The 12,641-nt window shown below is 68.4% G+C and carries 7 protein-coding genes and 3 pseudogenes; 5 read left to right on the forward strand and 5 right to left on the reverse strand.

Features of this window, described 5'->3' with window-relative positions; genetic code table 11:
- Positions 1-423: 423 nt before the first annotated feature.
- The gene (locus tag E6R62_RS26535; RefSeq protein WP_136216013.1) at positions 424-1,212 is read right to left on the reverse strand and encodes an amidohydrolase family protein; all 789 of its coding nucleotides are present in this window, start codon (positions 1,210-1,212) and stop codon (positions 424-426) included.
- A gap of 99 nt (positions 1,213-1,311) precedes the next feature.
- Between E6R62_RS26535 and E6R62_RS26540 the strand changes: the two genes are divergently transcribed.
- Together E6R62_RS26540 and E6R62_RS26545 are read left to right on the forward strand one after the other, a co-directional pair.
- The gene (locus E6R62_RS26540; RefSeq protein ID WP_136216014.1) at positions 1,312-1,707 is read left to right on the forward strand and encodes a MerR family transcriptional regulator; all 396 of its coding nucleotides are present in this window, start codon (positions 1,312-1,314) and stop codon (positions 1,705-1,707) included.
- Positions 1,708-1,757: 50 nt separating this feature from the next.
- Complete coding sequence (locus E6R62_RS26545; RefSeq protein WP_240801908.1) at positions 1,758-2,006, forward strand: hypothetical protein; 249 nt, start codon at positions 1,758-1,760, stop codon at positions 2,004-2,006.
- A 488-nt stretch (positions 2,007-2,494) separates the two neighbouring features.
- Here E6R62_RS26545 and E6R62_RS39810 read toward each other — a convergent pair whose 3' ends face one another.
- The 4 genes and pseudogenes from E6R62_RS39810 to E6R62_RS26570 all read right to left on the reverse strand — a co-directional run.
- Entirely contained in the window at positions 2,495-3,382 is an 888-nt protein-coding gene (locus E6R62_RS39810) for a hypothetical protein (RefSeq protein ID WP_168714194.1), read from the reverse strand.
- Positions 3,383-4,161: 779 nt separating this feature from the next.
- Positions 4,162-6,519, reverse strand: a complete 2,358-nt coding sequence (locus tag E6R62_RS26560) for a non-reducing end alpha-L-arabinofuranosidase family hydrolase (RefSeq protein ID WP_136216015.1) — start codon at positions 6,517-6,519, stop codon at positions 4,162-4,164.
- Between the two features lie 387 nt (positions 6,520-6,906).
- The gene (locus tag E6R62_RS26565; protein WP_240801909.1) at positions 6,907-8,469 is read right to left on the reverse strand and encodes a sigma-70 family RNA polymerase sigma factor; all 1,563 of its coding nucleotides are present in this window, start codon (positions 8,467-8,469) and stop codon (positions 6,907-6,909) included.
- Between the two features lie 1,187 nt (positions 8,470-9,656).
- Positions 9,657-9,776 (reverse strand): annotated as a pseudogene (locus E6R62_RS26570) (transposase); the annotation flags it as partial.
- 756 nt (positions 9,777-10,532) lie between these two features.
- Between E6R62_RS26570 and E6R62_RS26575 the strand changes: the two are divergent.
- The 3 genes and pseudogenes from E6R62_RS26575 (at position 10,533) to E6R62_RS26585 (ending at position 12,633) form a co-directional block, all read left to right on the forward strand.
- A complete protein-coding gene (locus E6R62_RS26575) occupies positions 10,533-11,276 on the forward strand; it encodes a 2OG-Fe(II) oxygenase (protein WP_240801910.1) in 744 nt (247 codons plus the stop codon).
- A 197-nt stretch (positions 11,277-11,473) separates the two neighbouring features.
- Positions 11,474-11,623: pseudogene (locus E6R62_RS40335) on the forward strand (IS5/IS1182 family transposase); the annotation flags it as partial.
- Between the two features lie 176 nt (positions 11,624-11,799).
- Positions 11,800-12,633 (forward strand): annotated as a pseudogene (locus E6R62_RS26585) (IS5 family transposase).
- Positions 12,634-12,641 lie beyond the last annotated feature (8 nt).

Below are 12,641 nucleotides of genomic sequence, written 5' to 3' on the forward strand. Positions count from 1 at the left end.
GGTGGTGCCCGACGCGTCACTGCCGGTCGAGGACTGGCCCTCATCGAGGTCGATGTCGGCGGGGAACGCCGACTGCCGAAGCCTCGCGTCGGGCGTACCGCCGGGCAGGGGAGGAGGTTCACCGGGTCACGGTGATCCGCACGACCACCGGAGCGCCGCGGAACCGGGAGCCGCCACCAGGGGACGGCATGGTCGGTGGTCTGCTCATGCGATTCGGCGGTGTCGAGGATTCGCCGGCCCCTGGGTATCGAGGGGCATGGGCGGTGGCGTGGTCACCGCGCAGCGCGGCGGCGTAGGCTTTGCCGTTGACCTGCCGCGCTGCGCCTCCCTCGGGCTTTTCCTCGTCGCGAGGCGGCCTGAAGGCGCTCAGGACGGTCGCTTTGTTGGTGAGTGACGGGTTCACCTGGCGGGTCGGTCTCGGTATCAGCCGAGTCCGACCAGTTCGGCGATCGTCCCGCCGAGTACCCGATCCCGTACTTCGCCCGGGCTGGTGACCCGTTCCACCAGGGCCCGGGCGAGGACCGGGTCGCCGTACGGTGCGTCCGAGCCGAACAGGGTCCGGTCCGGGATCTCGTGGATGGCCAGCCGGACCGCGAAGACGATGTTGGCCGTGGACAGCTCCAGGTACATGTTCGGAGTGTCCCGCACCAGTTCGAGGGCCTGCATCCAGTGCTGCCCTCCCAACTGGCTGACCACCAGCGGAACGTCGTGGTACCGGCGGGCCAGCGCGGCCAGCGTTGCCAGGTCCTCCGCGGTGGTCGGCGCGGATCCGTGCACGACCACCGGCAGCCGCCCCTGGTCGGCCGCCGCCTGGAGGACCGGTTCGATCAGCCCTGCCCCTCCCGGCGGCGGTGTCAGCTCCCCGATCCCGCGCAGTCCGCGCCCGACCACCTCCTGCTCCACGATCTCGGCTGTTGCCTGCGACCCCAGACCCAGCGGCACCGACAGGAAGCCGATGAACCGGCCCGGCCACGCGGCGAGCGCCGCGTCCAGTTCCCGCCATGCTCCCCGGTACGCCTCGACCGTGCCGGCCCGGCCTCCGAGCGCCTTCTCCAGAACGGCCATCTCCCGTCGCAGCGCGGCCAGGTCGCCGGCCCGCTCCGGGTGCGGTCGGGTGGCGAACAGGACGGCGCGGTCGACTCCGGCCTCGTCCAGCAGCGCCACGTGCGCCTCGACCGGTTCGTGGACATGGCTGTGCGCGTCGATGATCACTGATTCGTTCCCTCCATCTCGACCGGTCCGGAATTCGGCCGGTCAGGGCACTGTTGCTCCCTGACATCGTTGGAAGGTCAAGTCGAAAGGAACGGATCAGTGCTGATCGGGGAGCTGTCACGCCAAACCGGAGTCAGCGAACGGCTGCTGCGCTACTACGAGCGGACGGAACTGATCCATGCCGAACGCCGCGCCAACGGCTACCGCGAGTACGACGACCAGACGGTGGAGACCGTGCGCCGCGTGCGCGCCCTGCTCGCCGTCGGCCTGCCCACTCGCATCATCCGCCAGGTCCTGCCCTGCACCCACGACGCGGCGACGCTGCACCCCTGTCCCGGAGTCCTCACCAGCCTGCGCGACCAATTGGACGTACTCGACCGGCGCGCCGCCGAGCTGGAGACCGCCCGTCACCTGCTGCGCCAGACGATCGCCGCCACCGAGGCCACGGCCGGCCAGGATCCAACGCCGGGCGCCCGAACTCCATCCCCTCACTGAGGTGTCACCGGCGCGGACCACAGCCGCCCTCCAGTAATTGAGCCGAAGCCGTGGGCTACGTCCGTGCCGCGCTTACCGCCCCGCCGTCCACCCGCTTCGCCACGGTATATGCCGTCTCCGGCAACACCCGCCGCTACTGGGAACTACCCGACCCGGCGGTCCTGGGCTACACCCCCGTCGACGACGCCGAACTCCACGCCGAGGACATTGCCGGCGCCGATCTCCCGATTGACCCGGCGGCGCCACAGGCCGGCCTCTACGCATTGCCCGAATTCACCCTCAAGTACCTCCGGCCCTGAATCACACACCAACCACCAGGCACACGCCCCCTGCTCCGCATGAGACGAAGACCGAGGCGAATGGTGCCTGTGTTTGCGAAGAATTCCGCAGAACGGTTGTTACTTGATCGGCTACTCCGGGTGGGTGAGGTCGGGGAGGAGTGCGCCTGGTGGTGCGCCGGAGCGCGTTGTCCGCAGGTGTCGTTTGTGGGGCGAGCCCGTCGCGGGCCGGCCGGGGGCAATGAATGTCAGGGCCACGCCGGGCAGGTGTGCGTGGGGTGTACAGGCAAGCGTGATGGAAACGTCCCGGCCTCGGCAGGGGCTGCGCTTGGGCGGGTGCGGGGTCGGGAGTGTGGCCTGCCGTCCTGCCGGCAATAGCCCAGGACGGTCACCGTCAGCATCCGCGGGTGGGGATCAGCCGGGTCCAGGCCGACAGCCCCGGACGCGACGACCGCTCCAACCGCTCCCTGAATCGGGAGTGGGTGGAGATCACCGACACCAACGATGGTTCAGGAACCGTAGGTGATGGACACCTGCGCCGATCCGGTGGCGGGGCCGGAAATGCCGCCCGCCGGGACGAGGTTCGACCCGCCACCGCCGCCGCCGGGCCCGGCGGTGCCGTCGGCGTTGATCAGGAAGCAGCCTCCGCCTCCGCCTCCGCCGTGCCAGCCGCCGCCACCCCCGCCCCCGCCGAATCCGCCACCGCCCGTTCCACCGGTACCGGGCGTGCCGTTGCTGCCTGCCTTGTTGCTGCCTGCCTTGGAGTCCTCGGGGCAGGCGGCTCCGCCCTTGCCGCCGAGGGCCTGGGTTCCGCCGCCACCCCCGCCGCCGCTGTCCGGTCGCCGGCCGCCGGGCTTCCCGGTGTCGCCCGCGTCTCCGCCGGTGGCCTCGCGGACGGGGAATCCGGTGAAGCTGGAACCGCCTCCGCCGCCCCCGCCGCCGGCGGCGACGATGAGGCGGGGGTCGGTGCCGCGAACGCCGGTCAGCGCACAGCTCGCGCGCGCCGAGCTGCAGGTGCGGACATCACTGGCACCGCCGCCGCTGCCGCCGGGTTGCTGACCGGTGACGGCTCCGCCGCCCGTGCCGACGTTGACGTAGTAGGTGGTGCCGGGTGCCACGGTGAGGGTGGCGGTGACGGTGGCGCCGGTCCCGCCCGCTCCGCCCTCGATGGCGGATCGTCCCGGCTCGCCCGTGGCTCTGACGGTCAGTCGGGTGACGTGGGCCGGGACGACGAACCGCTGGTTGGCGCCGGTGGTGAAGGTCTTGGTCACGGGCGTCGCTGCGGCGGGCGCTGCGGGCACCACCAGGGCCGCCGGCAGCGCCGCGGCGGCGACCAGGAGCGCGGCCCGTCGGGCCGTGCGTCGAGGGCGTTCGGATCGCTGCGGGGTCAAAGTCACGATGGGGACTCCTGGACAGGGCCGTGGCACCCACCCCCGGGGCGCGCGCGGACGTAGGTCGATGGTCCGGCCCCTGCGCGGGACCGTCCGCTGCGGACCGTTCGGGCCGCAGCGGTCAGGCGTCACGCTCTCTCTCAGTCTCCCCGTTTCCCGGTCGGCCCGCCTCCCGGCGTGTCCCGGTCCGTCCGGGCGTCCCGGATCCCGCAAGGACGGAGCGAGGACGCTGCAAGGACGCCCCTCACGTTGATCAAGTCCTCGGCTTGGCGCCCATGGGTATTCCGATCGGCAGTCGTCGGGGGATCTCGGCCTGACAGAGGGACCGGGATGGGTAGGCCGTTCGCGGAGAAGGCTGGGACGAGCACCTCGTCCGGGGCTTGGAGGGGGAGCCAGATCTTCTGTGTCGCCGTTCGGTGAAAGCGCGCGTTCCAGCGGGGGTCGCACCTGTGCTCGATCGCGGCCGCGTCGTGACCATGGCCCGGAAGGCCTCAGGCGCATCCGCGTCGTTCAGAATCTCCTTCAGTAGTCGCCTTGCTTGAAGGCGATGCGAAGGCCGACCAGGGCCTCGTTACGCGCGCCGCCGACGGCGAGACGCCACGCGCTGACCTGCGCGGCTTCACCAACGGCGCCGTACAAAGGAAAGGAACCCCCAGCCGGCGCAGTGGCTGGGGGCTCCTCCAGGCGGTGACTATCAGTCGGGAGGCGGAGTCGCCCGTGCGGTAGACCGCCCGTCTCCGCGCCGGCAGGTCCTCCGCATCGGCATCACCCGAATACCGGGCAGGTCAGCGCTGCAGGGTGAGGACGCCCGGCCGGTAAGGCAGTTGGTCGTAGGGGCCGCTCGCGGTGGGGGACTTACCCTGGTAGAGGAACTGCAGGTTGCAGGGATCGATGGTCATGGTCTGGTCGGGGTTGTTGCGCACGAGGTCACCGTGGCTGATGTCGTTGGTCCATGTGGCACCGCTGTTGGCCTTGCCCGCGAAGGGGTTGCTTTCACTGGCGGCCTGCGGGGTCCACGAACCGTTCAGGCTGGAGGCCGTGAACGAGCGGAAGTAGCGCTGCTCGTTGGCACCCCGGGCCTCGACGATCATGAGGTACTGGTTCTGGTCCTTGACCTTGTAGACCTGCGGGGCCTCGAACAGGTTCTTCACCGTGTCGCTCATGACCGTCGTGTACGAGGAGCCGAAGCTGCCCGGGAAGTTCCCGATCGGCATGCTCGCCCGGTAGATCTTGCCGTTGTCACCGGCGAAGAACAGGTACATGTTCTGGTCGTCGGCGATCAGGGTCTGGTCGATCGGGGCGGCGCCCGGGATGCTGCCGGTGAACAGTGGCTGGGGCGCGGACCAGCCGTTGGGGTTGGTGGGGTCGCTCGACGTGCGGTAGATGAAGGGCCACGGACCCCACTGGTACGCCAGCACCCAGATCTTCTTGGGCGCGAAGTAGAACAGCGTCGGCGCCACCGCGGTCTGGCTCATCCCGATCTGACCGGCCGACGCCATGTCCGGCCAGCTCGTGAAGGGACTGAACATCATCGAACCGTACGAGGATCCGGAGGTGTTGGAGGCGTAGACCAGGTGCTTGCCGTTGTACACCACGTTGGTGAAGTCCTTCAGCGAGCCCCACCCGTTCGCCGGCTGCGCCAGCGCACCCGTCGACGTCCACCGGTACGTGGACGGAAGAGCACACGCGCTGCCGGTCGGCGTCGTCGGGGTCGAGGTCCCGGACGGGCCGGTCCACTTCTGGTTGGTACCGGACCAGCAGGAGTACAGTTGGATCTTGGTGCCCTTGGCGGTGGCCGCGCCGACGGCGTCGAGGCACAGCCCGGACTGGACGCCGGCGATGGTGCCGTTGCTGTTGAGGTTCCACTGCTGGCCGGCGCTGCCGTCGCAGTCTCCGATGACCACCGCGGTGCCGTTGCTGGTGCCCTTGGCCAGGGTGCTCAAGCACTTGTTGCCGTAGATCACCAGCTGCTTGTCGGAGGTGTAGGTCCAGCGCTGATTGGCCTGGCCGTTGCAGTCCCACAGCTGCGCCTGGGTGCCGTTGGCGGTGGCGGAGCCGTTGATGTCGATACAACGACCGGAGGGGACGCCCTTGATCGCTCCGGTACCGGACCCACCGGTGGTACCGGTAGCGGCCTTGAGGGCTTTCACGACAGCGGTGTAGGCGGCCTTGGGGTTGCCGTTGTTGTCGAACAGCAAGGGGTTCTCGCCCCGGCGCCAGGAGTCGCTGTCACGAATGCCCCATACCGTGATGCCGGTGCACCGGGACACGGACAGGCAGGCGTTGACCGCGTTGGCGTAGTGGGTGGCCGAGGCCTGGGCGATGTCCAGCTCGGTGATCTGGACGTCAACGCCCAGGGCGGCGAAATTGGACAAGGTGGTCTGGAAGCTGGACGGGGGGCCGCCGGTGCCGAAGTGGCTCTGGAAGCCGACGCAGTCGATGGGCACGCCGCGGGACTTGAAGTCCCTGACCATGTTGTAGACGCCCTGGGTCTTCGCGTCCGACCAGTTCTCGATGTTGTAGTCGTTGTAGCAGAGCTTGGCCGAGGAGTCGGCCGCCCGGGCGGTGCGGAAGGCTTCCTCGATGAAACCGTTGCCCAGCACGTTCTGGAACACCGAGCTGCGGTGCTGGGTGGAGCCGTCGGCGAACGCCTCGTTGACCACGTCCCAGGCGTAGATCCTGCCCTTGAAGTGGGTCATCTCGGTGGTGATGTGATTGTTCATCACGTTGCGCAGAGTGTTCGCGTCGCCGATGGAGCTGACCCACGACGGGAGCTGTGAGTGCCACACCGTGGTGTGGCCGCGCATGCGCTGGCCGTGTGCCGTGGCATGGTTGACGACCTGGTCGGCGGGGCCGAAGTCGAAATGGCCGCGGGACGGTTCGATGGCGTCCCACTTCATCTCGTTCTCCGGGGTGATCATGTTGAACTCCCGGTCCGCGATCGTGGCGTACGTCGAGTCGCCGAGCCTCCCCGCGGCCACAGCGGTGCCGAAGTACCTGCCGGACGGGGCTGCCTGCGTACCCAAGTTCGCGGCTCCGGCGGAGCTGGGGAGGAGCGTCACGACGCCGGCCACCAACGCCGCGGCTGACAGTCCTATCGTCACTGTCCGGCGACGCCGGCGGAGTCGGTGCAGGCCCTTCATGATTCTCCTCGGGGGTCGCGGGTCGCCTTGGACGCCGTGCTCGTGCGCGGATCGGCCGGCCCGGCCTGATCCGCCGCGGGATGGGCGCGGTGCAGGACGTGCGGCCGTTTCCGCATGCCGGTCGCCCGGCGTTCATGGGTGTGTCGTGTCATCGGAAGGCTTTCGTCAGGGGAAACGTCAACGAGGGAAGTCGGGGAACCCCTGCCGCGCCGGTGCGTCATATGAGCGGCGGGAAGGGCACCCCATGAAGTGGAGGCTTTCCAACCCGCGGCCTCGTAACAAAAAATGCGCGCAGTCCGGGAGATCGCCCAGTGATGCATCTCGCAGGCAAAAAGCGTTACGACAAGCCCTGCGGACTGGTCGTCCTGTGGAAAGGGCCCCACATGCTCAACGAGCGGTGGTCCAGGCCCTGCGCACGATGAAGGAGGCCTGGCCGGCGAAGGCCCGAGTGCCGTCGGAGCCATCGAGGTAGATGCCACCGTCGCGGTGTCGGAGGACCGATCCGGGATAGTTGTGCGCGTGCAGGACTACCGACCCGGCGACCGCCCCCGGGCGCGGACAGAAGGTGGCGTCTTCACGGAACAGTTCGCTGCCGTCGTCGGTGCTCAGCCGCAGCCGCAGGTCCTGATGGCGCAGATAGCGGCCGTCGACTGCGCGGAGGGTGACGCACCGCGTGTCGGCCAGCCCCCGGACGACCGTGAACGTGACCCGCTGCCGTGTCTGCGCGCTGCTGGACGCCGAGACGCGGGCGAGCGTCGCGAAGTCCTCGGCATACCCGAGGTACAGGGCGGGGTCGTCCACGGACTCCATCGACTGTGCGCCCAGCGGGACAGTGCCTGCGACGGCGGACGGACTCACCGGTGACGGTCCGGCCGACGTGGTGGTGCTCGACGGAATCGGCGTGGGCTTGCCCGTCGTGGGAGCGGCGTTGGCGCCCGGCTCCCGGTGCGCCGGTTCGGGCCAGGTCGCGTAGGTGGCGGTTCCGGCGATGAGCACCGCGCCGGCGGCGAGGCCCACCAGCGGATGAGCGGTTGCCGCGGCGTGGAGTTTGCCGATCAGCGAGGTGTGCAGACTGCTTCCACCCGTCGCCGAGCCGAAGGCGATGGGTGCCGGTGCCAGTCCGGCGGCGCTCGCGGCCGTACCTGACAGCAGGCCCTTGGCGGCCAGTGCAGTGATGAGCCCCGCCGGGACCGCCAGCGGCGCGAGATCCATGAGCAAAAGTTCGGCCGGAACCCGTTGGGTCGTCGTCGCCGTGCAGACCGGGCAGCCGCGGATGTGCCGCGCGATCCGCTTGCGCCACACCGAGGCGGGGAGACCGTCCCAGCCGACGACGGTCTCGTCCAACTGCGGACAGCGCGGGTCGGCCTGCAGCGCGGCGACGATCGTCCGGCTCAGTTCCAGCTGCTCGCGCATGCGTTGGAGGCGTACTCCGACGTGGGCGACACTGAGCTCCGTCGCGGCGGCGATGTCATCACGGCTCAGCGAGCCGGCGCGTTCCTGCCACCACAACGACAGCAGCACCCTATGGTCCGGATCGAGCCACCGCCCGGCTTCGACGAGCTGACGGCGCTCGTCCGACACGTGCAGCCGCAGGATCGTCACGTCCTCAGGCGCGGCGCCGGCGTCCGGTACCTGGAGTGCCTCGTCGATGACCGTGGTCCGGCCGGCGAAAGCTCGTTGTCGGTGCCAGTAGGAATTGACCTGGCGGAGCGTGATCGACACCAGCCAGGACCGGAAGCTTTCCGGGGCGCGCAGGGCAGGCAGGTCCCGCACCACGCGCAGCAGGGTTTCCTGGACGACGTCGTCGACGTCGGCATGCCCGCTCAGCGCTCGCCCGACGATGTTGTAGAGCAACGGCAGGTACGCGGCGATCAGCTTCTCGCGCGCCCGATCGTCACCGGCCTGCGCGGCGACAACCAACCTCACGTGGTCCGCGTCCATGAGCCCCATTCCCACCTCCCTCGGGGGAGCGATCCGCCGAGTACGGCGCCGCACCTTCACCCCGGATACGCAACCGGACCTGACAGTCTGACCCCAAGTCAGGAGCAGGTACCTCTGAGCTGCGCGGATTCGAATGTCCAGGTCGGATCCGCCGCAAGAACAGGTGCACCTTAGCGGTGAGCGAGCGTACAGGGTGAACCCGGCGGCCTCTGCTGCCGCCGGGAGTAGCCGACGTTCATCTCTTGCGCCTCGTGCGCAGCCGCGCGGCCACCACGGTGTTGTACCGCTCGCGGGCACACGTCGGCACGATCTGCGCGCTGGGCCGGGCCGTCAGTGCTCCAAGGAGAACTTCGGCAGGCGGCAACCTTTTGCCGGTCTGTGGCGACTGACGGGTGACACGAAGACGATCACACCCACGGATCGTCGATCACACCGCGGCGTGCCGCTGGGCACCGCTGACCGGGCGGGTGCCCGCAGGCAGGGCCGGAGCAAGGAGCACCACATGAACGAGACGGATCCCACTGCGCACGGCCGCGGTCGGCGCACACACGCGGCCGGTGGCGAGCGGCGTACGCATGGACGGCGTGGTTCAGCACGACGCGGCACCGTTCTTGGGCGAGGCCGTCACTGCGTTGGGCCGCCTTGCGATCCTCCACGGCCTGGTCGACGAACTCATTCGCACTGTCCGCAACGGGCCGCGGACAGCTTGACCTGCTCCGCCACCACCACATCGATCGCCGCGGGGTGCAGCTCCGCCCCGTAGGCCCGTCCTTGTCGACCGCCCGATGAACACCTCCAGTGCGACTGTGAGCGTTTCGACGAGGAACGGATCAGCATCGTGGCATGGCCAAGGATGCTCCGCCGGGAGCTCGTACGGGTGAACCGGCCCTTCACCGTCTCCTGGCATCGCGCCCCGAAGCCTTACGGTGTGGCATCGAAGGGCAGGCCGGTGTTTGTGGCGCCGGAGAGAGCGTGCGCCCCTGCGCCGTCGCCCGAGGGCCCACGGCAGGCCGGAACCACGCCGTGCCCAGTCTCGGCCCTCCGGCCCGTCCGTGGTCTCCAGCCGGAAGGAGCCGCCGACCGCGTGCCAGGCATCGGTGCCGTTGAACGGCCCGGTGCCGGCGGTCGCCCGGCTACGTCGCAGCAGGGGAGAGAAGAGCGACGGCAGTTCGAGGAGCCCCGGTCCGCAACCGTCACAGCACACCGTTGACCACCTGCCGGTGATCACGCCACGGCCGACCATGCCCATCCACCTGCGGCAACAAGGGCTCTATCCGCTCCCACGCCGCGTCCGTCAACCCACCTCGATCTTCCACAAGATCAATTATCAGAGAACCAGGTGAGGACACCGCACTCGACCAACTTCATTGGCAACGGACAACGACGCCGGGCGGTCTGGCACCGCGTCAGAGCGGTGTTCCTGCACCGCACGTGCGGTCGCCCGGTACGGAGCGGCCCGGCGCTGCTTGGGACTACCGCGCATCGGTAGTCCCCCGAGCCGATCCCCGCCCCGCCTCCCGTCCCCTTCCGTGGCGTTGGGGACGTGCTGCTTGCTTTGTGGGTTCACCCCGGTCTAATCTCGTCATCATGACGATAATCGCTCAGCGGCCCCCGCTCCCTGCGGGCATTGACTGCAGGGGCCTCGATCCGCCGCGGCGCGCACAGCCGTGACGTCGAGCACGAGCCCGGAGCCATGCCAGCGCGCGCCAGCCGTTCGGCGGCCTCCCTGCCGCCGGACCACCGGCAGGGAGACACAAGGCGGTCCCCATTTCAACGCTGCGGCACCCCAGCGCCTGATCCCGCTGATGCGCAATCTCTGCTCTTCGATCCACCGCTCGTGCACTTCAAACCCTCGAAGACTCCGGCGCCCGTGGCGCCGCGTGCCGACGCGAAGAAGCGCGTCGATCGAAGTGTGAACCCGGATGGCGCAACCCCTCTCCTCCCGGAGAAATCCACCCGCTAGGAGCGTTTCGTGCGCCACGCCAGTCCCCTCCGCCCTCCGCCACGCTGCACCCTGTTCTTCTCCACGGCCACCGCGGCATTGACAATGACCTCAGGACGGAAAAGTAAGCATGTTCGGAATGCCGGTAAATCCCTTCGACCTCTCCGAAGAAACGCTGATCCGAATATCTGCCGATGACTCATGGGCCCCGACCGAGTCGGAGATCCCACACGTCGATGCCAGGGTGATTCGCCATTTCCTCACTCCGGCTGAAGTGGAGGCATTCGCGGCCGAACTCTCTGCCCAGCGTTTTGTGCCGGTGGGTCTAGACGGCATTGCCGCCAACTACGCAGCGGGAGATCCGGTCGGTTCTCTCCGTGCCACGGCTGATTCCGAAGTCTTGGCGGCAGAGTTCTACCGCAGGCTGCGGACGTTTCTGTCGTTTGAAGTAGGACCGGACGATCCGACGGATTCAGACGGAAGGTCCTGGAAGCCGGCGTCCGTCAATCCGCGTATGCGCTTCATCACGTACGAACACGGCGGATTGCTTGTCCCGCACTACGATTCGCCCTATTTCGCCCCAGACGGAACGCGAACTCACCTGACGGTCGTCGTCTACCTGTCGTATGAGGCGGTGGGCGGAGAAACGCGGTTCATCGCCGACAAGCAGAACGACCTTCCCTTTGCGCAACGCGACTTCTCGGACTGGCCCCGGCTCGCAGAGCCTGAGGAAATATTGAGCGCCCACCGCCCCGAACCGGGCGATGCGCTCCTCTTCTGGCATCGGACGCTTCACGACTCGGCCCCGCTACTTGAGGGTACGAAAACAATTCTCAGAACCGACGTGCTCTATGAGCCCATAGATGTGCCTTGAGCAACAGCAAGGCAACCGTTGCACAGGAGGGCCCACGTGGTACCCGCCCGGGCCGGTGACACCGGGTGGGCGCCCAGGGCGGGCTTCGGATTCGACGGCGTGCATGTGGTGCTCCCCCCCAAGGGATCTTCGATAAAAGGGCATGCCGAGCCCCGGGCGGGTGGTGAGGGGGTTTTCTAAGAGGTCTACCGTGACCGAACGTGGTCGAACGATGCTTCGCACCCCTCAAGTAGTTCCGCGCGATCGCGACCAGGTTCGACAAGCTCGCCGACCGCTACCGCGCCGGAGTCATCCTGGCCTCGCTGACCCTCTGGCTCCGCGAACCAATCCGTGATCATTTGTCAGACACTGCCTACGCCTCTCCCTCAAGATCAGCAGCGGCCCCTACTGGCAAGAGCACCCTGCGACCCCTGCCGCCCGCCTGGCACTGCGCCGTGCGGCGGTCGCTGCGGCCGGGGGAGAACCACCGATCTCCAATAAGAGGTCCTAACAGAAGCCGGTGGTGGTGTGACTGTCGGCTGGGATGCTCGTTGGTCTGGTCGTGGGGAAGAGGGAGTCTCGTCCGTGGATCGTCTCGGACGAACTGTGGTCGTTGATCGAGTCGTTGCTGCCGATACACGGGCCTAAGCTGAAGCCTGGCAGGCCTCGGGTCCCAGACCGGCAGGCTTTGTGCGGCATCTTGTTCGTGCTGCATACCGGCATCCAGTGGGAGTACCTGCCCCAGGAGCTGGGCTTCGGTTCGGGCATGACCTGCTGGCGTCGGCTCGAGGCCTGGAACGAGGCTGGTGTCTGGGACCGGCTCCACGTGATCCTGCTCGCGAAGCTGCGGGCCGTGAAACAGATCGACTGGTCCAGGGCGGTGATCGACTCCTCCCGCGTCCGGGCCGCTCGAAGAGGCCCCAAAGCGGGCCCAGCCCGGTCGACCGCGCGCGTCCGGGCAGCAAGCACCACCTCATCGTCGACGGCCAGGGCATCCCGCTCGCTGTCTCGCTGACCGGCGGGAACCGCAACGACGTCACCCAGCTGATACCCCTGTTGAAGAAGATCCCGTCGGTCGCCGGCCTGGTCGGACGGCCACGAAAGCGGCCCGACAGACTGCTCGGCGACGCGGCTACGACCACGACAGTACCGCCGCCTGGTCTGGGCGATGGGCGTCAAACCCGTGATTGCCCGACGGGGCGTCCCTCACGGATCAGGACTCGGAGTCCACAGGTGGGTGGTTGAGCGGACCATGTCCTGGCTCCACGGATTCCGGCGACTACGGATCCGGTGGGAACGACGCGACGACATCCACGAAGGCTTCCTCGGCCTTGCCACGTGCCTCATCACCCACCGACACGTCCAACGCCTTTGTTAGGACCTCTT

The organism is Streptomyces sp. A1136, from assembly GCF_004795055.1.
In the GTDB taxonomy this organism is placed as follows: domain Bacteria; phylum Actinomycetota; class Actinomycetes; order Streptomycetales; family Streptomycetaceae; genus Streptomyces.